18 protein-coding genes and 2 pseudogenes are annotated in these 18524 nt (G+C 61.4%); 9 read left to right on the top strand and 11 right to left on the bottom strand.

What is annotated here, in order from left to right; genetic code table 11:
* Complete coding sequence (locus FPT15_RS18110) at positions 1 to 1158, bottom strand: MFS transporter (protein WP_145163371.1); 1158 nt, start codon at positions 1156 to 1158, stop codon at positions 1 to 3.
* A 239-nt stretch (positions 1159 to 1397) separates the two neighbouring features.
* Between FPT15_RS18110 and sstT the strand changes: the two genes are divergently transcribed.
* Positions 1398 to 2618 (top strand): serine/threonine transporter SstT, encoded by a 1221-nt coding sequence (gene sstT, locus FPT15_RS18105; RefSeq protein ID WP_145163369.1) that lies wholly within the window; start codon positions 1398 to 1400, stop codon positions 2616 to 2618.
* 62 nt (positions 2619 to 2680) lie between these two features.
* Here sstT and FPT15_RS18100 read toward each other — a convergent pair whose 3' ends face one another.
* Positions 2681 to 3190: a DUF1993 family protein gene (locus FPT15_RS18100; protein WP_053255427.1), complete on the bottom strand. Its 510-nt coding sequence runs from the start codon at positions 3188 to 3190 to the stop codon at positions 2681 to 2683.
* Positions 3191 to 3315: 125 nt separating this feature from the next.
* Between FPT15_RS18100 and FPT15_RS18095 the strand changes: the two genes are divergently transcribed.
* Complete coding sequence (locus FPT15_RS18095; RefSeq protein ID WP_145163367.1) at positions 3316 to 3966, top strand: YceH family protein; 651 nt, start codon at positions 3316 to 3318, stop codon at positions 3964 to 3966.
* 118 nt (positions 3967 to 4084) lie between these two features.
* Here FPT15_RS18095 and FPT15_RS18090 read toward each other — a convergent pair whose 3' ends face one another.
* Entirely contained in the window at positions 4085 to 4903 is an 819-nt protein-coding gene (locus FPT15_RS18090) for a shikimate 5-dehydrogenase (protein ID WP_145163365.1), read from the bottom strand.
* Positions 4904 to 5059: 156 nt separating this feature from the next.
* Between FPT15_RS18090 and FPT15_RS18085 the strand changes: the two genes are divergently transcribed.
* The 3 genes from FPT15_RS18085 to FPT15_RS18075 all read left to right on the top strand — a co-directional run bounded on the left by FPT15_RS18085 (position 5060) and on the right by FPT15_RS18075 (position 6115).
* Positions 5060 to 5413: a hypothetical protein gene (locus FPT15_RS18085; RefSeq protein WP_053255424.1), complete on the top strand. Its 354-nt coding sequence runs from the start codon at positions 5060 to 5062 to the stop codon at positions 5411 to 5413.
* A 233-nt stretch (positions 5414 to 5646) separates the two neighbouring features.
* Positions 5647 to 5841 (top strand): hypothetical protein, encoded by a 195-nt coding sequence (locus FPT15_RS18080; protein WP_145163363.1) that lies wholly within the window; start codon positions 5647 to 5649, stop codon positions 5839 to 5841.
* A gap of 91 nt (positions 5842 to 5932) precedes the next feature.
* Positions 5933 to 6115: a hypothetical protein gene (locus tag FPT15_RS18075; protein WP_106580093.1), complete on the top strand. Its 183-nt coding sequence runs from the start codon at positions 5933 to 5935 to the stop codon at positions 6113 to 6115.
* 19 nt (positions 6116 to 6134) lie between these two features.
* On the opposite strand, the gene FPT15_RS18070 is transcribed toward FPT15_RS18075, so the two are convergent.
* Positions 6135 to 7202: an AI-2E family transporter gene (locus FPT15_RS18070; protein WP_145163361.1), complete on the bottom strand. Its 1068-nt coding sequence runs from the start codon at positions 7200 to 7202 to the stop codon at positions 6135 to 6137.
* A 351-nt stretch (positions 7203 to 7553) separates the two neighbouring features.
* On the opposite strand from FPT15_RS18070, the gene yegQ reads away from it, so the two are divergent.
* Positions 7554 to 8867, top strand: a complete 1314-nt coding sequence (gene yegQ / locus FPT15_RS18060) for a tRNA 5-hydroxyuridine modification protein YegQ (RefSeq protein WP_145163359.1) — start codon at positions 7554 to 7556, stop codon at positions 8865 to 8867.
* Between the two features lie 173 nt (positions 8868 to 9040).
* Here yegQ and FPT15_RS30395 read toward each other — a convergent pair whose 3' ends face one another.
* From FPT15_RS30395 to FPT15_RS18045, 3 genes and pseudogenes are all read right to left on the bottom strand, one after another.
* On the bottom strand, positions 9041 to 9796 hold the full coding sequence (locus FPT15_RS30395; RefSeq protein ID WP_370004746.1) for a methyl-accepting chemotaxis protein: 756 nt from the start codon (positions 9794 to 9796) through the stop codon (positions 9041 to 9043).
* Between the two features lie 102 nt (positions 9797 to 9898).
* Positions 9899 to 10720 (bottom strand): annotated as a pseudogene (locus FPT15_RS30390) (cache domain-containing protein); the annotation flags it as partial.
* A gap of 102 nt (positions 10721 to 10822) precedes the next feature.
* The gene (locus FPT15_RS18045) at positions 10823 to 12142 is read right to left on the bottom strand and encodes a Na+/H+ antiporter family protein (protein WP_178119720.1); all 1320 of its coding nucleotides are present in this window, start codon (positions 12140 to 12142) and stop codon (positions 10823 to 10825) included.
* Between the two features lie 245 nt (positions 12143 to 12387).
* Here FPT15_RS18045 and FPT15_RS30385 point away from each other — a divergent pair.
* Both FPT15_RS30385 and FPT15_RS30380 read left to right on the top strand, forming a co-directional pair.
* Positions 12388 to 13677, top strand: a pseudogene (locus tag FPT15_RS30385) (HAMP domain-containing protein); the annotation flags it as partial.
* A 102-nt stretch (positions 13678 to 13779) separates the two neighbouring features.
* Positions 13780 to 14535, top strand: a complete 756-nt coding sequence (locus FPT15_RS30380; RefSeq protein ID WP_372241485.1) for a methyl-accepting chemotaxis protein — start codon at positions 13780 to 13782, stop codon at positions 14533 to 14535.
* A 146-nt stretch (positions 14536 to 14681) separates the two neighbouring features.
* Here the strand turns inward: FPT15_RS30380 and FPT15_RS18035 are convergent, their stop codons facing one another.
* From FPT15_RS18035 to FPT15_RS18020, 4 genes are read right to left on the bottom strand one after another with little or no spacing between them, the layout of a single operon-like run.
* The gene (locus tag FPT15_RS18035) at positions 14682 to 16001 is read right to left on the bottom strand and encodes a sensor histidine kinase (protein ID WP_145163350.1); all 1320 of its coding nucleotides are present in this window, start codon (positions 15999 to 16001) and stop codon (positions 14682 to 14684) included.
* Positions 15998 to 16666 (bottom strand): response regulator transcription factor, encoded by a 669-nt coding sequence (locus tag FPT15_RS18030; protein ID WP_106580083.1) that lies wholly within the window; start codon positions 16664 to 16666, stop codon positions 15998 to 16000. The genes FPT15_RS18035 and FPT15_RS18030 overlap by 4 nt, the downstream gene beginning before the upstream one ends.
* A complete protein-coding gene (locus FPT15_RS18025) occupies positions 16666 to 16980 on the bottom strand; it encodes a PepSY domain-containing protein (RefSeq protein ID WP_145163348.1) in 315 nt (104 codons plus the stop codon). Before FPT15_RS18025 ends, FPT15_RS18030 begins: the two co-directional genes overlap by 1 nt.
* Positions 16980 to 17282 carry a PepSY domain-containing protein gene (locus FPT15_RS18020; protein WP_145163346.1) on the bottom strand — a complete coding sequence of 101 codons (303 nt, stop codon included), beginning with the start codon at positions 17280 to 17282 and terminating at the stop codon, positions 16980 to 16982. Before FPT15_RS18020 ends, FPT15_RS18025 begins: the two co-directional genes overlap by 1 nt.
* Before the next feature lie 159 nt (positions 17283 to 17441).
* Between FPT15_RS18020 and FPT15_RS18015 the strand changes: the two genes are divergently transcribed.
* A complete protein-coding gene (locus FPT15_RS18015; RefSeq protein ID WP_145163344.1) occupies positions 17442 to 18521 on the top strand; it encodes a patatin-like phospholipase family protein in 1080 nt (359 codons plus the stop codon).
* Positions 18522 to 18524: the final 3 nt, after the last annotated feature.

Below are 18524 nucleotides of genomic sequence, written 5' to 3'. Positions count from 1 at the left end.
TCAGGCGTTGGATGCGAGCGGCTGCTTGACGGTCATCAGCCACAGCGCCAGCAAGATCGACACCAGGATAAAACCGGACGCCGCAAAACCCAGGCTGCCAAGGCCAAAGGTGTCGATCACATGCCCGCCGACCATCGCGCCCAAGCCGATCCCAAGGTTGGCGCCAGCGATATTCAACGACGCGGCAAACGCAGGGGCATGGGGCGCGGCCTTCATCAACCGCACATGGCTGACCAGGAACATCGCCGCCTGGGTCACGCCCCACACGGCCATCGCCGCTGCCAGGCCAATCGTTGAATGAATCGCCGGAACCAAGGCCACCATGCCGGCGATCATGAACCCGCAGAACACCATGGAGGCGATCAATGGGTGGCGATCCACCGCGCGCCCGCCCAGGGAGTTGCCGAGCAGGCCGACCGCGCCAAAGCCCATCAGGCACCAGCCCACCAGGGTGCCGTCGAACCCGGCCAGGCGCTCGAGGATATCGGCCAAGTAGGTGTAAGCAGTGAACATGCCGCTGAACACCAGGATCGACAACAAAATATGGCCCTGCATCACCGGGTTGCGCAGGATCTTGAACTGCGAGCGCAGGGTGACTTGATCGTTTTTCGGCCTAGTCACCGGCAAGTAGATAAACAGCAGCAAAGCCTTGGCCAACGCCACCACGGCGAGGATCGCGAACGCGGTGCGCCAGCCGAACATGTCCGAAGTCAACGTGCCCACTGGAATGCCGAACACGGTGGCGCAGACGATGCCAAAGCCAATCTTTTCGATGGCGCGCCCGGCGTATTCCGGGCCGACGATATCCACTGCGGTTTCACTGGCCAGGGCCCAGAACACCGGCAGCCCCAACGCGGGGATCAACCGTGCCACTGCCATTACCCAAATATTCGGCGCCAGCGCGGCCACCGTATTGGCCACACCAAACATGATCAGAATGCTGATGAACAGACGCTTGCGCCCAAAGCGCGCGAAGTACGCCGTAAGAAACGGACCAAACGCCGCCACGGTAAAGGCAAACAAGGTCACCAGCAGCCCGGCCTGGGGGACACTGACATCCAAGTCCCGGGCAATGGACGGCAACAGGCCGACGATAATGAATTCTGTGGTCAGCACGGTAAAGCCGGCGGCCGACAGCAGCAGGATGGGAAACAGCATGAAAACTCCAGAAACGACGACATCAACGACAGCCCGAAGGGCTCGCTGACGGATAGGAAAGGTGAGAGGCGGGAATGTTAACAGAGTATGTCGGGATTTGGCCAAGGCCCGCAGCCGCGGGTGACCGAATGCCGCATCGCACGGAACACTTTGTACAGCGTGCTAGACTCCGCGCCCCGCGTCCTACAGCCCGTTCTGCGTGCGCCGCTGTGCCTTCAAAAAAATAGAGACATGTGTTTATGACTGCTGCCCCTTCCCTGCTGCAACGACTGGCTCGCGTCAGCCTGGTCACGCAAATCATCCTCGGCCTGGTCGCCGGTATCCTTCTGGCGTTGTTCGCGCCAGAGGCGGCCAAGGCCACCGGTTTTATCGGCAAGGTGTTTGTCGCCGCGCTCAAGGCCGTGGCGCCGATTCTGGTCTTCGTGTTGGTGATGGCATCGATTGCCAGTCATAAACACGGCCAGGAAACCCATATCAAGCCGATCCTGTTCCTGTACCTGCTGGGCACGTTCGCTGCCGCCGTGGTCGCAGTGATTGCCAGTACGTTGTTCCCCTCGATGCTGGTGCTCGCCACCCACGATGCCAGCGTCAGTGCGCCCGGCGGCATCGGCGAGGTGCTGCAAAGCCTGCTGCTCAGCGTGGTGGATAACCCGGTCAGCGCACTGATGCACGCCAACTTCATCGGCATTTTGGCCTGGGCCATCGGCATGGGCATCGCGATTCGTCACGCGGGTGAAACCACCCGCACCGTGCTGGAGGATTTGTCCAACGGCGTGACGCTGATCGTGCGCATGGTGATTCGCTTCGCACCGCTTGGCATCTTCGGCCTGGTGGCCTCAACCCTGGCCACCTCCGGCTTCGGCGCCCTGCTCGGCTACGTCCACCTGCTGATGGTGCTGATCGGCTGCATGCTGTTCGTGGCGCTGGTGGTCAACCCGGCCATCGTGTTCTGGAAACTGCGCCGCAACCCCTACCCGCTGGTGCTGATGTGCCTGCGTGAGAGCGGCATTACCGCTTTCTTCACGCGCAGTTCGGCGGCGAATATTCCGGTGAACCTGGCGCTGAGTAAACGCCTGGGCTTGCATGAAGACACTTACTCGGTGTCGATTCCGCTGGGCGCCACCATCAATATGGCCGGTGCGGCAATCACTATCACCGTGCTGACACTCGCAGCGGTTCACACCCTCGGCATTGCCGTCGACCTGCCCACCGCCGTGCTGCTCAGCGTGGTCGCGGCGATCTGTGCCTGTGGTGCGTCGGGTGTGGCCGGCGGCTCGCTGCTGTTGATTCCACTGGCGTGCAGCCTGTTTGGTATTCCCAGCGAAGTTGCCATGCAGGTGGTGGCCGTCGGTTTCATCATCGGCGTGCTGCAGGATTCGGCGGAAACCGCGCTCAACTCGTCCACCGATGTGCTGTTTACTGCTGCGGCGTGCCTGGGCAAGGATGAGCAATTGGCTTAACTGTCAGGCATGAAAAAGCCCGGGGCGTTCGATCAAGAACAACCCCGGGCTTTTTTATGGGCTTAGAAAGCGCCCATGTAATCACGCTTGCCCACTTCCACACCGTTGTGACGCAGCAGAGCGTAAGCGGTAGTGACGTGGAAGAAGAACTGCGGCAGGCCGTAGGTCAGCAGGTAGGACTGGCCGCTGAAGCGCTTCTCTTTCGGCGTGCCTGGGCGGGTGATGATCTCGATGCCTTCCTTGCCGTCGATTTGCTCAGGCTTGATGGTGTCGACAAATGCCAGCACCTTGGCGATCAGTGCTTGCAGGTCGGCAAAGGTCACTTCGCTGTCTTCGTACTTCGGCACTTCGATCTCGGCCAGACGCGCGGAAACGCCTTTGGCGAAGTCGACAGCGATCTGGACCTGGCGCACCAGCTGGAACATGTCCGGAAACAGGCGCGCTTGCAGCAAGGCGTTTGGCTCGATGTTCTTGGCGGTGGCGTGGGCTTCGGCCTTGTTCAGCACATCGCTCAGGGCGTTGAGCATTTGCTTGAAGACCGGGATGGAGGCGGCGTACAGGGAAATAGTCATGACAGTCTCACGGTAATGGCAGGGTTTGGAACCAGCGGCGATTATAGACATGCCAGCCGCGCGTGCCGCTTGTCTTTTATTTTTTCAGGATTAGGCTAGTGGGTTCACTGCATAGGGAAAGCGCGATGACCGCCGAGCACGACACCGAGACCCCTGAGCCGCGCCTGAACAGCACGGAAATCCGCATCCTGGGCTGCCTGATCGAAAAACAGGCGACCAACCCGGAAACCTACCCGCTGACCCTTAACGCCCTGGTGCTGGCGTGCAACCAGAAGACCAGCCGCGAACCGGTGACGAACCTCAGCCAGGGCCAGGTCGGCCAAAGCCTGCGTGCGCTGGAAGGCCAGGGTTTTACCCGCCTGGTGATGGGCAGCCGTGCCGACCGCTGGGAGCATCGCGTGGACAAGGCACTGGAGCTGGTGCCGGCCCAGGTGATCCTGATCGGGCTGCTGTTTCTGCGCGGGCCGCAGACGGTCAATGAACTGCTAACTCGCAGCGGGCGCATGCATGACTTTGAAGACGCCGAGCAAGTCGTACACCAGCTGGAGCGTTTGATTGCGCGCGGGCTGGCGGTGCTGGTGCCGCGTCAGGCCGGGCAGCGGGAAGACCGTTATACCCACGCGCTGGGGGATCCGGCGGATATCGAGGTGATTCTGGCGGCACGGGGGACTCCGGTGGAGCGGTCGACGGGGGCGGTTTCTCTGGATCGTATCGAAGAGCTTGAATCCAGAATCGCAGCGCTTGAGGAACGCCTGGCACAACTGGAACAGGCATAACTCGATCAACAATGTGGGAGCGGGCTTGCTCGCGAAGGCGGTGGTTCAGTTGGCACATTCGTCGACTGACACACCGTATTCGCGAGCAAGCCCGCTCCCACATTAGCTCCAGTGGTTTTCAGGCTCGGGCGAAGGCCACTGCGGCTTGAAACTGTTCATCCGTGGGCCGCACGCCGGTGTACAGCACAAATTGCTCCAACGCCTGGATCGCGATCACTTCGAGGCCGGTAATCACTCGCTTGCCTTTGGCTCGACCGCGCACGATCAGCGGCGTTTCGGCGGGAATCGCCACGACATCGAAGACGGTATCGGCGGCATCCACAGCTTCTGCTTCAAACGCCAGTTGATCCGCCTCTGCCCCACCGGTCATGCCGATCGGTGTCACGTTGACCAACATCTGCGGGCGCAAGTCACCCAGCTCTGCCTGCCATTCATACCCCAGGCTTTGGGCCAGGGCCCGACCGGCCGCTTCGTTACGCGCCACAATCACGCCATGGGCGTAACCACCGTCGCGCAGGGCACTGGCCACGGCTTTGGCCATTCCGCCGCTGCCGCGAAGGGCAAAGGTGGATTCCTTCGGTACCGCGTGCTTTTTCAGCAGTTGTTCGACGGCGATGTAGTCGGTGTTGTAGGCCTTGAGATGGCCGTCGGTGTTGACGATGGTGTTGAGGGAGGCAATGGCTTTGACCGAGTCGTCCAGCTCATCGACCAACGCAAGGCTGGCTTCCTTGAATGGCATGGAAACGCCGCAACCGCGAACGCCCAGTGCGCGTATACCGCCGATCGCGCCGGGTAAATCCTGGCTGCTGAAGGCCTTATAGTAGAAGTTCAGACCCAACTGTTCATACAGATGGTTATGGAAACGCAAGCCAAAATTCCCGGGACGCGCCGACAATGACATGCACAGTTGGGTGTCCTTGTTGGGGTGCATCTGCATGGAAAACTCCTTTGAGTAAGCAATTGGGTACAGACCTTACACAACCTTTACCTATCGGCTGTGCTGTTTTTCAGAAATACGTTGTCTTAAAAGTATCCCCGCGACAATCCTTGAGTCTATTGATTGCAGACCACAAGCGCAGGGGCTAACCGAGGAATGACCATGATCCGTAAAATCCCCAAAATCGCCTTGCTTATCGGCGCACTCGCTATGGCAGGCCAAGCCTCCGCCCACGGTGGTGGTTGGGGTGGCCCGGCCGTATTGGGTGCTTTAGTCGGCGCAGCCGTTGTCGGCTCGGTGGTTGCCAGCCAATCCCAGCCGGTCTATGTGCAGCAACCGGTTTACGTTCAGCCGCAACCGGTGTATGCCGCGCCTCCTCCGGTCTACTACGCTCCGCCGCCACCGGTGTATGTGCAACAGCAGGTTTATTATCGCCCGGCGCCGGTTTATTACGGCCCACCACGCGGTTACTACGGCCCTCCCCATGGCTATTACGGCCGCGGCTGGTAACGCGCAATTAACATCCCAGGATCAGGCCCCGCTTACACGCGGGGCCTTTTTTTGCCTCAAAGGTCCGGATTTACCCTGCAAAGGTCGCTGTGAGGACAATGCTCGAGGCGTAATCGCACATCATTATGGCTAATGTCTACTTGCTCGAACCAGGCTTGCGCTGTCATGTTTGTGTCACCAAGCCCTCTCACTATTGATTCTGTCCAGCCAATAACAATTAAGGACGACTGACCATGCCCACGCAAAACCCGCACCGCACCGCCGGCCTGTGCACGTCCAGCAAGGTCTACAGCGCACTCACAGAGCTCAAGCACCTTGAAGGCCATCGCAGCGCGAAGTTCCTGGCGTTGTTGGCGGAAAACCTGGTGCACAAGGGGCTGCTCAGTGAGCAGGAAGTGGTGATCATGCTCGATCAAGTGGTGGATTGACGTCTTGTGTTGATGACGACTATCGAGCCGGTTGATTTTTCCTTCGGCCCGCAGCGCCGTAAGGTGGCCTCCATAGCAATTGGAGGTCTCTATGCCCACTGTTCAGATCATGTCCGTTATCGGCAGCGCCGTTCCCGCCCCTCTTCGCAAGCTGGGGCTGCTGGCTTGCTGGTACCTGGTGCGCGATGGCGAGCCCATCAGCGGCCCGCTCACGTCGTTATCGGCCGCCGAAAAGCAGCTTCAACAGGCGTCGAGCTTCAGGCTGCACGCCTGAAGCTCGCCGTCTGTAACGGCTAAGGCAGCGGCAGCTTGACCCGCGGTTTGCTTTCGACAAAAAGCGCCCAGCTCGACATAAACAACGCCGCCACCAGCGGCCCGATCACAAACCCGTTCAGGCCAAACACCGACAGCCCGCCCAGGGTCGAGATCAGGATCAGGTAATCCGGCATCTTGGTGTCCTTGCCCACCAGGATCGGGCGCAGCACATTGTCCACCAAGCCGATCACGAAGACGCCGAACACCGCCAGCACCACGCCCTGCCAGATCGAACCGCTCAACAGGAAGTAGATGGCCACCGGGCCCCACACAATCCCCGCCCCCACGGCTGGCAGCAGCGACAGAAACGCCATCAACACCGCCCAGAGCAACGCGCTGGGAATATCCAGAAACCAGAAAATCAAACCGCCCAGCGCACCTTGGGTCACGGCCACCAGCACGTTGCCTTTGACCGTGGCCCGCACCACGCGATTGAACTTGAGCTGCAAACGGCGCTTTTGCGGCTCGGCCAGCGGCACCGCCGTGCGCACTTTGCGCACCAGCTCCGGACCGTCGCGCAGCAGAAAAAACAGCAGATACAGCATGATGAAAAAACTCACCAGGAAATCAAACGTGCCCTGGCCAAAGCTGAACGCCTGGGTCGCAAAGAACTGGCTGCCCTGCATCGCACTCTTGACGATCTTTTCGCGCAGGCCTTCCAGGTTGCCCATGCCAAAACGGTCCAGCAGGTGCTGGAAGTATGGCGGCAGGACGTTTTTGAATTGCTCGATATACCCGGCCACGTCCAACTTGCCGCTTTCGATATTTTTGTACAGGGTCGCGCCCTCTTGCACCAGCAGCACACTGGTAATGATCACCGGCAAAATCGCGATGATCAGGCACACCGTCAGCGTCGCCAGGGACGTCAGGTTGCGGTTCCAGCTGAACCGCTGTTGCAGGCGCCGCTGCATCGGGGCAAAGATAATGCCGAGGATCACCGCCCAGAACACCGCACCGTAGAACGGCAGCAATATCCAGATAAAAGCGATGGTCACCAGGGCCAGCAGCAACAGCAGGGTTTTGAATTGCAGGTTGGTTTGATTCATGTCCGGTCCATGTCAGAAAAGCCAAGGCCCCGTGCAGGCCCTGTTGCTTAGTCCGCTGCGAATGCTGGGAGTGCCATCGTTTATCGCACAAGCATAGACCGCATCACTCATTGCCCGGGAGCCTGCGCCTTTGCTTCACTCAACAGCGTCTGAATCATCTGCTCCTGAGCGTCCTCGCGGCCTTCGCCGAAGTGGCTGTGGGGATGCACCATTGGAATCCCCCGACGTATCGCGCCTATGTCGAAACCCACCTGCCGATACACCACGATACAAAATCAACAAAGGACGATCTGGATCAATAAATCCCAGATCAAGCTCCACTACCCTCGCGACCTTTTGCGACGCGAACCCATGCCATCTGTCATCGCCCCCGAACTGCTCGCCCCCGCCGGCACCCTGAAAAACATGCGCTACGCCTTCGCTTACGGCGCCGATGCGGTCTACGCCGGCCAGCCGCGTTACAGCCTGCGTGTGCGCAACAATGAATTCGACCACGCCAACCTGGCGCTCGGCATCCAGGAAGCCCACACGCAGGGCAAACGCTTCTACGTAGTGGTGAACATCGCGCCGCACAACGCCAAGCTGAAAACCTTCCTCAAGGACCTGGCCCCCGTGATCGGCATGGGCCCGGATGCGCTGATCATGTCCGACCCCGGGCTGATCATGCTGGTACGCCGGCATTTTCCGCAGATGCCCATTCATCTGTCGGTGCAGGCCAACACGGTGAACTGGGCCAGCGTCGAGTTCTGGCAGCAACAAGGCATCGGCCGGGTGATTCTGTCGCGCGAGCTGTCACTGGAAGAGATCGACGAAATCCGCCAACACGTGCCGACCATGGAGCTGGAAGTGTTCGTGCACGGCGCCCTGTGCATGGCCTATTCCGGACGCTGCCTGCTGTCGGGCTACATGAACAAGCGCGACGCTAACCAAGGCACCTGCACCAACGCGTGTCGCTGGAAGTATCAGGCCACGCCAGCGGTGGAAAACGCTACGGGCGACATCGTCCAAACGTGTCAGCCAACCCTGGGCATCGGCGCGCCGACCGATCAAGTGTTCCTGCTGCAGGAAGCCAATCGCCCAGATGAGCAAATGCCCGCGTTCGAGGATGAACACGGCACGTACATCATGAACGCCAAGGACCTGCGCGCGGTGCAGCACGTGGAGCGCCTGACCCACATGGGCGTGCATTCGCTGAAGATTGAAGGCCGCACCAAATCGCACTTCTACTGCGCACGCACCACCCAGGTGTATCGCCAGGCCATCGACGATGCGGTGGCCGGTCGCGCCTTTGACCGGCAGCTGATGACCAATTTGGAATCACTCGCCCAGCGCGGCTACACCGAAGGTTTCCTGCGCCGCCACGTGCATGACGAGTACCAGAATTACCAGCGCGGCAGCTCGGTGTCGGAACGGCAGCAGTTTGTCGGGGAGTTGACTGGCGAGCGCCGTGGCGAGCTGGCCGAGGTCAAGGTGAAGAACCGCTTTGCCGTGGGCAATCATCTGGAATTGATGACGCCCGCCGGGAATTTTCACTTCGACCTGGCCGTGCTGCACAACGCCAAGGGTGAAGCCATTGAGGTCGCGCCGGGCGACGGGCACACCGTGTACGTGCCGCTCCCGGCCGCAATGGACTTGCGTTTCGGCCTGCTGATGCGCGACCTCTAACGCGTCGCCACGCAGAATACGCATCTAGCGGCCTTTGATGAACATCGGATAACCATCGCCCAACGCTTGGCTGACGTCCCGGCACACGCCATCGATCACCGTGGCGGCGGCCCCGCGTGTGAGAGGTATATTCGTATGTACGTCAGTTAAACATCGGTTAAACCCATGAAAGATCAGATCCTGAACTGACCGACCAACTGCCCCAGGCGCTGGCCCAAATCCGCCAGGCTGCGAGAGGTCTGGGCGCCCAGTTGGGTTTCATCAGCCACACTGTCGACCGCCACGGCGATCTGATGCACGCTGCGGTTGATCTCTTCGGCCACGGCAGTTTGCTCTTCGGCGGCGCTGGCAATCTGCGCGTTCATCGAGTTGATGGTGCCGATCAGCTGCGCCATGGTGTCCAGTGAGGCGCCGGCCTGGTTGGCCTGGGCCGAGGTGCCGTCGCCGGCATCGCTGGAACGGCGCATCGCGTCCACGGCGGCTTCGGTACCTTTTTGCAGGCGGTCGATCATGCCCTGAATTTCCTGAGTGCTGGTTTGAGTGCGGCTGGCCAACGCTCGCACTTCATCGGCGACCACCGCAAAACCACGCCCGGCCTCGCCTGCCCGCGCGGCTTCGATGGCGGCGTTGAGCGCCAGCAGGTTGGTCTGTTCGGCAATCGAACGGATCACGCCCAGCACGCTGACAATCGACGACACGTCCTGTTGCAAGCTGTCGAGCGATACACCACTGCTGCGGATGTCATTCACCAGCGCATGAATCTGCGCGATGCTGCCGTCTACCACGCGCTTGGCGGCCTGGCCCTCGGCGTCGGTCTGTTGCGCGGCGACGGCAGCGCCCTGAGCGCTGCGCGCGACTTCATGGGCGGCGGAGGACATCTGATTAATGGCGGTGGCCACTTGGTCCGTTTCGTGACGCTGGCGCTCCATCGCGGTTTCCGAGCGCTGGGCTTGCTCGGACACCTGCCCGACCAACCCGGTGAGTTGCGAGGTCATCTCGGTGATCTGGCGCACCAGGCCGTGGATCTTGTCGACAAAGCGGTTGAACGCACCCGCCAGATCGCCCAGTTCATCCTGGCTGGTGATGGCCAGGCGGCGGGTCAAGTCGCCCTCGCCCGCCGCGATATCGTCGAGGTTGGCTTTCATCAAGTTCAACGGCCGCAGGATGGTATTGGCGGTCACCATGCCCACGGCGGCAATCACCAGCAACACCACCACGGCCACACCGAGGATGCTCAGCAGCACGCCTTCCATGCGTTTCTCAACCTTGGCCTCGACCACGGCCACCTGGGCTTCGATGCCGTCGAGGTTGACCGAGGTGCCAATCACCATGTCCCACTTGGGCAGGTATTCGGTGTAGCCAAGCTTGGGCACCAACTCGGTCTGCCCCGGCTGGGTCGAGCTGTATTGCAGGTAGTGGGTGCCGTCCTTGCCGACCTTGACCAGGTCGCGGTTGACGTAGACGCCGTTGGGGTCGCGGTTGTCCTTGAAGCTCTTGCCCACGCCGTCGGGGCTGTTGCCCTTGAACAGGCGGATGGTCTCGGAGTCGTAGCCGAAGAAGTAGCCGTCCTTGCCGTAGCGGGTGTTGGACAGCAACTTGACCACCTCGGCCCGCGCGGCGGTGTCGCCAGGGGCGGCGGCGTCGTAGAGCGGTTTGATGGTGGTCATGGCCACCTCAACATAACTTTGCAGGGTGGCCTTGGCGTCGTTGAGCAGGCGCTGGCGGGTTTCATCCACCTCGTTGCGCGCCTGGCCCTGGAGGATCCACACGGTGGTCAGGCTGATGACCACGGCAAACAGCAATACCGGCACTACGGCGAGGGACAGGACTTTGGCCTTCAGACTCAGACGCATGGCTTTTCTCTCTTATTAGTGGCGACTTGGAGAGGCTATCGGCCAATTGCAACGGATCTGTAGGCCACTGGAAACCCGTGGCGCGGGAGGTGTTTCAAATCATCAAAGGGTCATCGCAGCGAGCCAGCCGAATGCCAGCAACGGGATGTTGTAGTGCAGGAACGTCGGCACCACGGTGTCCCAGATATGGTGGTGCTGGCCGTCGATGTTCAGGCCGGAAGTCGGGCCGAGGGTCGAGTCCGAAGCCGGTGAGCCCGCATCGCCCAGGGCGCCTGCGGTGCCGACGATGCACACAATCGCCAACGGGCTGAAGCCCAGTTGCACACACAGCGGCACAAAAATCGCGGCGAGGATCGGCACCGTGGAAAACGACGAGCCGATGCCCATGGTCACCAGCAGCCCCACCAGCAACATCAGCAACGCGCCCACGCCACGGCTATGGCCGATGAAGGCCGCCGAGGTTTCTACCAACGAACGCACGTCACCCGTGGCCTTGAGCACTTCGGCAAACCCCGAGGAGGCGATCATGATGAAGCCGATCATGGCCATCATCTTCATGCCTTCGGTGAACAAGTCGTCGGTTTCGCGCCAGCGCACGATGCCCGACACCGAAAAGATCAGGAACCCGGCCAGGGCGCCAATGATCATCGAGTCCAGCCACAGCTGAATGATGAACGCCGAGGCAATCGCCAGCCCGGCCACCAACAGGGTCAGCGGGTTGTACTGCACGGCCACTTGCTCGACGCGCTCGATTTTTTCCAGGTCGTACACGCGTTTTTTGCGATAGCTGACAAACACTGCCACCAGCAGGCCGACCACCATGCCCAGCGCCGGCAAGCCCATGGCGTGGGTGACGTTGACCTGGCTGATGTCGACGCCGCTCTTGGCCACGTTGGCCAGCAGGATCTGGTTGAGGAAGATGTTGCCGAAACCCACCGGCAGGAACATATACGGCGTGATCAGGCCGAAGGTCATCACACAGGCGATCAGGCGGCGGTCCAATTGCAGCTTGGTCAGCACGTACAACAACGGCGGCACCAGCAGCGGAATAAACGCGATGTGGATTGGCAGGATGTTCTGCGAAGCAATCGCCACGACCCACAACAGACCGATCAGCAACCATTTGACGTGGCTGCCGCCGCTGGCTTCCTGACGATCGACCAGCATCAGCGCCTTGTCTGCCAGAGCATGGGCCAGGCCGGACTTGGCAATCGCCACCGCGAAAGCGCCGAGCAAGGCGTAGGACAACGCCACGGTCGCCCCGCCGCCCAAGCCGCCATTGAAGGCCTTGAGCGTGGCTTCGATGCCCAGGCCACCGGTCAAGCCACCCACCAGGGCGCCGACGATGATGGCGATGACCACATGCACGCGGGACAAGCTGAGCACCAGCATGGTGCCGACCGCGGCGATGACTGCGTTAATCATGATTACCTCAAGACAGAAACATAAAAAACAGGCATGCCCGCGCCCGGGCGGCCATGGGGTTGGCTGCCAGCGTGCAGGCTTGAAGAGGTCTTATTAGAGGGCGCGCACTTTGCAGCAGGCGGGCGCGCATGTCAAAAAACGGCGTCGTTTTCAGCGCTCAATTGAACGTTTAAATAATAAAGAAGCATCAAAAGCGGCCGATACAGAGGCTCTCTGTGTTTTCAGGTTAAGGATGCTCCTCGATGTTCCTCAGACAGCTGTCCATTCAATGGAAAATCACCCTGCTCGCCGGCCTGTGCCTGCTGGGGATCGTGACCCTGCTGGTGGGTCTGTCGCTGTATCGCATGGAGCACAGCTCGCAGCAGGTCAAAGCCTCGAGCATGCAGATGCTCGACGAGTCCGCTCAGTCGCGCATCGAGGCCCAGGGTGAAGTGCAGGCGCTGGGCATTCGCCAGCAATTCATGGACGCCTACCAGTACGGCCATGGTTTTGCCCGTCAGGTACTGTTTTTGCGCGAACAGGCAGAGAAACGCTTCCTCGACGCCTTCGACACCCGCGAAGACTTGACCCGCCAGGTCAAGGCCGCGCTGCAGGCCAACCCGGACCTGCTCGGGTTGTCGCTGGTGTTTGAAGCCAATGCGCTGGACGGCAAGGATGAGCTGTTCGCCAATCAGGCGGAACTGGGCAGCAATGACAAAGGCCGTTTTGCCCTGTACTGGTCGCAACCGACGCCAGGCAAATTGACCTCCATGTCACTGCCCGAAAGCGACATGTCCGACACCAGCGTCGGCCCCAGCGGCGAGAAAGCCAACGCCTGGTTCACCTGCCCGCGCACCACCCTGAAACCTTGCGTGATCGAGCCGTACTTTTATGTGATCGACGGGCAAAACGTGCTGATGACCAGCATCGTGTTTCCGCTGATGGTCAACGGCAAAGTCATCGCCTCGCTGTCGGTGGACATCAACCTCAACAGCCTGCAGGCCGTGAGCCAGCAGGCCAGCCAGAAGCTGTATGACGGCCAGACGCAAGTCAGCATCCTCAGCCCCACCGGTTTGCTCGCCGGCTACAGCCCGGATGCGAGCAAACTCAGCCAGCGCCTGGATAAAGTCGACACGGCCAGCGGCGCGCAATTGATCAACGCGCTGGCGGCCAGCACGCAAATCCGCAGCGTGCGCAACAACCATCAACTCAAGGTATTGGCGCCGTTCGCACCGATTCCCGGCGGCAAGCCATGGGGTGTGTTGCTGGATGTGCCGGAAAAAGTCCTGGTGGGCCCCGCCGAAGCGCTCAAGGCGCAACTGGATGCCGACAACACCCGCGGCACCCTGCTGGAACTGAGCCTGGGCCTGCTCGCCGCCGTGGTCGGCCTGGTACTGGTGTGGCTGATGGCGCGCAGCGTGACCCGGCCGATCCTTGGCGTGGCGCGCATGCTGGAAGACATCGCCAGCGGCGAAGGCGACCTGACCCGTCGCCTGGCCTACGACAAGCAGGATGAACTGGGCCAACTGGCCGGCTGGTTCAACCGCTTCCTCGACAAACTGCAACCGATCATTGCCCAGGTCAAACGCTCAGTGCAGGACGCCCGCGGCACGGCCGACCAATCCGCCGCAATTGCCACTGAGACCAGCGCCGGCATGGAACAGCAATACCGCCAGGTGGACCAGGTGGCCACCGCCTCCCACGAAATGAGCGCCACCGCCCAGGACGTGGCCCGCAGCGCCGCCCAAGCCGCACAAGCCGCGCGCGACGCCGACCAGGCCACCCGCGAGGGCTTGACCGTGATCGACCGCACCACCACCAACATCGGGCACCTGGCGGCGGACATGAGCACCGCCATGACTCAGGTCGAAGGCTTGGCGGCCAATAGCGAGAAAATTGGTTCGGTGCTGGAAGTGATTCGAGGCATTGCCGAGCAAACCAACCTGCTGGCACTCAACGCCGCCATCGAAGCCGCCCGCGCGGGTGAGGCCGGCCGTGGATTTGCCGTGGTCGCCGACGAAGTACGCAACCTGGCACGGCGCACCCAGGAATCGGTGGAAGAAACCCGTGTGGTGATCGAACTGCTGCAAAACGGCACCACCGATGTGGTCGGCTCCATGGGCAACAGCTATCGCCAGGCCCAGGGCAGTGTCGAGCAGGTCGGCCAGGCGGTCACCGCCCTGCGCCAGATTGGCGAGGCCGTCACGGTGATCAGCGACATGAACCTGCAAATCGCCAGCGCCGCCGAAGAGCAAAGCGCGGTGGCCGAGGAGATCAACAGCAACGTGGCGACGATCCGGGACGTGACCGAGTCGCTGTCGGAGCAGGCGAATGAATCGGCGCGAGTGAGCCAAGCGCTGAACAGCCTGGCGAATCAGCAGCAGGGGTTGATGGATCAGTTTCGGGTGTGAGTGAGTTGCACAGATTCTGACCCTTGAGCAGGTCGAATGTGGGAGCGGGCTTGCTCGCGAATGCAGTGTGTCAGTTGCCGAATTTGTCGGCTGACACTCCGCTTTCGCGAGCAAGCCCGCTCCCACATTTTATATTTTGTGGTCTATCAGGCCTGGCGTTTGGGCAATTCGATCAGCACCCTTAAGCCACCCAGCTCACTCTCCTGCAACTGCAACACCCCGCCCCACACCTCGACGATATCCCGCACGATCCCCAGCCCCAGGCCATGGCCGTCGATCTGCTCATCCAGGCGCGTGCCCCGGCTGAACACTTGGTCGCGCTGACTCTGCGGAATGCCCGGCCCGTCATCTTCAACGGCCAGCAAATAGCTGTGCGGCGTTTCGCTGATGCTCAAGCGTATTTCCGCATCCGCCCATTTGCAGGCGTTGTCCAGCAGGTTGCCGAGCAGTTCCAGCAGGTCTTCGCGGTCCCAGGGCAATTGCAGGCCGGGCGTGACGTGGTAACTCAAGTCCAGGTGTTCACCGTGGATCATGTTCAATGTGGCGAGCAGGCCCGGCAGCTCCTTTTCGCAGTCGAACAAGGCACCCGGCAAGGTTTCACCGGCAAGGCGTGCGCGATTGAGTTCGCGATTGAGCCGTTGCTGCACTTGCTCCAGCTGTTCGCGCAAGAGCTTGCCCAGTTCGGGATGGGCCTTGAGCTGTTCACTGGAAGCCACGCTTAAAAGCACGGCCAACGGTGTTTTCAGCGCATGCCCCAAGTTGCCCAACGCGTTGCGCGAACGCTTGAGGCTGTCTTCGGTGTGAGCCAGCAGGTGGTTGATCTGCGCCACCAGTGGTTCCAGTTCCAGCGGCACTTGAGTGTCGAGCTGTGAGCGCTGGCCTTGTTGCAGTTGAGCGATCTGTTCGCGGGCGGTTTCCAGCGGGCGCAAGGCGCGGCGCACCGTGACCCGTTGCAGGACCAGCACCAGCAGCAATGCCGCAAGGCCCATCACCAGGCCGATCTGACGCATCAGACGGAAACTTTCCCGCACTGGCGTGTAGTCCTGGGCCACGCTGATGGAAATCGACTGGCCAAAACGCTTGTAGTCCGCGCGCAACACCAGCAGTTGCTGGCCTTCCGGGCCCAGCTGCAGGTTGCCCTTGAGCCCGGCTTCCGGCAGCCGGGGCAACTCCTGGTCCCACAACGAACGGGAACGCCAGTGAGTGTCGGCAAAATCGATACGGAAATAATGCCCGGAAAACGGCCGCTGATAGGCCGGCGACAAACGTTGTTCATCCAGTTGCACACCGTTCGGCCCGCGCACCAGCGCCACCAGCAGGTTTTCGCTGTCGTTGCGCAAGCCCGCTTCCAGGTAGCGCTGCAAGCCGGCCTCGAACAACCACAGGCTGGTTTGCGCCAACACCACGCCGACGATCACCATCACGCTGATCAGCCCCAGGCTCAGGCGCCGCTGAATCGACCTCATGCAGGGCTGGCGCCAAAGCGGTAACCCTGGCCGCGCCGGGTTTCAATCACGCTGCGGCCCAGCTTGCGACGCAGATGGTTGACGTGTACTTCCAGCACGTTGGAGTCGCGCTCGGTCTCGCCGTCATAAAGATGCTCGGCCAAGTGGCTTTTCGACAGGATCTGTTCCGGGTGCAGCATGAAGTAGCGCAGCAGGCGGAATTCGGCGGCGGTCAGCTGGATTTCTTCGCCGTCGCGCAGTACACACTGGCGGCCTTCATCCAGGTGCAACCCGGCGGCTTGCAAGGTGGGCTGGTTGGCGTGGCCATGGGAGCGGCGCAACAACGCCTGGACACGCAAGTGCAGTTCTTCGGGGTGAAAGGGTTTGCTCAGGTAATCGTCGGCACCGGCCTTGAGCCCTTCGATGCGTTCGGCCCAGGAGTCGCGCGCGGTGAGAACCAGCACTGGCGTGGCCAGCGCGGCTGCGCGCCATTGCGCCAACACGTCCAACCCCGGCAGGCCGGGCAAGCCCAGGTCGAGAATGATCAGGTCATAGGGTTCGCTGCGGCCCTGATAGGCGGCATCGCGACCATCGGCCAGCCAGTCGACGGCATAGCCCTGGCGCTGCAGGCCGGCCAGCAGTTCATCGGCCAAGGGAACGTTGTCTTCCACCAGAAGCAGGCGCATCAGTCGTCTTCCTTATCTTTGAGCAGCACGCCGGTGGTGGCATCCAGCTTGATCTCGCGCACCACGCCTTCGGTGGTCACCAGCTCCACCTCATAAGCATATTGGCCGTGTTTTTTTTCAAGCTCGGCTTCCAGCAACCGGGAGCCGGGGTAGCGCGACATGGCCTGTTGCAACAGTTGCTCCAGCGGCAGGATCACGCCCTGCTGGCGCAGTGCCAAGGCTTCATCCTGGTTGAGGTCGCGGGCCGCCAGGCTGGAACAAAAAGCCAGGAGCACCAGCACCATCAAACCGCTGGCGCGTCGATATACCTTCATTACGTTTCCTGATGATTCTTGAGCACGTGCCCGCTGAGCGCGTCCAATTCGACTTCCCACTCGATGCCGTCGGCATCTTCCAGTTCGACTTGGTACAAGTACTTGCCGTAGGCCTCGTCCAGGTCGGTGTCCAGCAGGGTCGAACCCGGGTGCAGTGCCAGGGCCGTGGCTTCCAGCTGATCAAAGGCGACAATTGTAACAGTGCCAGGCACTGTCAGTGGCTTGTCAGGGTCCACTGCCCGGGCCTGCGCCGAGGTGCAGGCGATGATACCGGCGGCGACCAGCGCTGTGAGGCGCTTCATGGCAAATCTCCGTTTCAGGATGTTTTTCCTACGCAGGCCAACGTACCCGCTGCAACTTAACTGAAACTGAATTGCCACCATGGCATTTTTCAATCGTCCTCTTTACCCATCACCCGCGAGTTTTCCTATACTGCCCCGCTCGCTTGAAAAGAGACTGGTATGACAGCCATCCACATCAAGTTTCCCGCGTTGACGCTCAAGGCCGGTAAACGCGCCTTTGCGCGCATTCGCGAACAAGGCCTCAAACCTGCGGATGTCGGTATCCTGCCCGGCGCGGCCGGCGGCCCCAAGGCACTGGGCATTCAGGGCCTGGACCTGGCCTTGTTCGGCGACTGGCTGCCGCGCGCGCCACGCGAGCGTGCGCTGATCGGCGCCTCCATCGGCTCCTGGCGGTTTGCCAGCGCCTGCCTGCCCGATCCGGTGCAAGGCCTGCTCGACCTCGGCCGCCTGTACAACGAACAACGCTTTGCCAAGGGCGTGACCATGGCCGAGGTCAGCCGCAGCTGCCAGCGCATGCTCGATGACCTGCTCGCAGGCCGCGACGCGCGGGTGCTCGACAACCCCGACTATCGCCTGAACATCATGGTGGTCAAAAGCCACGGCCTGCTCGCCGATGACCATCGCGGTCGGCTCGGTCTGGGCCTGTCGTCGGTCATTGCCGACAACCTGCGCGGCCGTGCGCGGCTGGCGCGGCACTTCGAACGGCTGATCATCCACGACCCGCGCCAGGCGCCGCCGGTGCATCCGCTGAAAGACTTCCCGTCGCGCTTCCTAGACCTGGACCTGCGCAACTTGCGCCAGGCACTGCTGGCGTCCGGCTCGATCCCCATGGTGATGCAAGGCGTACGCGACCTGCCCGGCGCGGGCGCCGGCACTTACCGCGATGGCGGCCTGCTCGACTATCACCTCGACCTGCCCTACCACGGCGATGACATCGTGCTGTACCCGCACTTCACCGACCGGGTCATCCCCGGCTGGTTCGACAAGGGCCTGCCGTGGCGGCGCAGTAATCAACAGGGTTTGCAGGATGTGTTGCTGCTGGCTCCGTCCAGGGACTACCTCGCCCGCCTGCCCCACGGCAAACTGCCGGACCGCAGCGACTTCAAGCGCTTCATGGGCGATGACCCGAGCCGCAACAAGTACTGGCAAACCGCGATGAGCGAGAGCCGACGGTTAGGCGATGAGTTCCTCGACCTGGCGGATAACGGCACGTTGGGCGAGCACTTGCTGGCGCTATGACCA

This window comes from Pseudomonas sp. RGB (genome assembly GCF_007713445.1).
Classification (GTDB): Bacteria; Pseudomonadota; Gammaproteobacteria; order Pseudomonadales; family Pseudomonadaceae; genus Aquipseudomonas.
Note: the sequence above shows the minus strand (reverse complement) of the source record. Positions and strands in the feature narration are given on the sequence as shown.

What these genes read in the sequence shown, in the direction of transcription:
- FPT15_RS18110 (WP_145163371.1), bottom strand. Translation starts at nt 1,158, where the DNA reads ATGCTGTTTCCCATCCTGCTGCTGTCGGCCGCCGGCTTTACCGTGCTG.
- sstT (WP_145163369.1), top strand. Translation starts at nt 1,398, where the DNA reads ATGACTGCTGCCCCTTCCCTGCTGCAACGACTGGCTCGCGTCAGCCTG.
- FPT15_RS18100 (WP_053255427.1), bottom strand. Translation starts at nt 3,190, where the DNA reads ATGACTATTTCCCTGTACGCCGCCTCCATCCCGGTCTTCAAGCAAATG.
- FPT15_RS18095 (WP_145163367.1), top strand. Translation starts at nt 3,316, where the DNA reads ATGACCGCCGAGCACGACACCGAGACCCCTGAGCCGCGCCTGAACAGC.
- FPT15_RS18090 (WP_145163365.1), bottom strand. Translation starts at nt 4,903, where the DNA reads ATGCAGATGCACCCCAACAAGGACACCCAACTGTGCATGTCATTGTCG.
- FPT15_RS18085 (WP_053255424.1), top strand. Translation starts at nt 5,060, where the DNA reads ATGACCATGATCCGTAAAATCCCCAAAATCGCCTTGCTTATCGGCGCA.
- FPT15_RS18080 (WP_145163363.1), top strand. Translation starts at nt 5,647, where the DNA reads ATGCCCACGCAAAACCCGCACCGCACCGCCGGCCTGTGCACGTCCAGC.
- FPT15_RS18075 (WP_106580093.1), top strand. Translation starts at nt 5,933, where the DNA reads ATGCCCACTGTTCAGATCATGTCCGTTATCGGCAGCGCCGTTCCCGCC.
- FPT15_RS18070 (WP_145163361.1), bottom strand. Translation starts at nt 7,202, where the DNA reads ATGAATCAAACCAACCTGCAATTCAAAACCCTGCTGTTGCTGCTGGCC.
- yegQ (WP_145163359.1), top strand. Translation starts at nt 7,554, where the DNA reads ATGCCATCTGTCATCGCCCCCGAACTGCTCGCCCCCGCCGGCACCCTG.
- FPT15_RS30395 (WP_370004746.1), bottom strand. Translation starts at nt 9,796, where the DNA reads ATGGAGCGCCAGCGTCACGAAACGGACCAAGTGGCCACCGCCATTAAT.
- FPT15_RS30380 (WP_372241485.1), top strand. Translation starts at nt 13,780, where the DNA reads ATGGAACAGCAATACCGCCAGGTGGACCAGGTGGCCACCGCCTCCCAC.
- FPT15_RS18035 (WP_145163350.1), bottom strand. Translation starts at nt 16,001, where the DNA reads ATGAGGTCGATTCAGCGGCGCCTGAGCCTGGGGCTGATCAGCGTGATG.
- FPT15_RS18030 (WP_106580083.1), bottom strand. Translation starts at nt 16,666, where the DNA reads ATGCGCCTGCTTCTGGTGGAAGACAACGTTCCCTTGGCCGATGAACTG.
- FPT15_RS18025 (WP_145163348.1), bottom strand. Translation starts at nt 16,980, where the DNA reads ATGAAGGTATATCGACGCGCCAGCGGTTTGATGGTGCTGGTGCTCCTG.
- FPT15_RS18020 (WP_145163346.1), bottom strand. Translation starts at nt 17,282, where the DNA reads ATGAAGCGCCTCACAGCGCTGGTCGCCGCCGGTATCATCGCCTGCACC.
- FPT15_RS18015 (WP_145163344.1), top strand. Translation starts at nt 17,442, where the DNA reads ATGACAGCCATCCACATCAAGTTTCCCGCGTTGACGCTCAAGGCCGGT.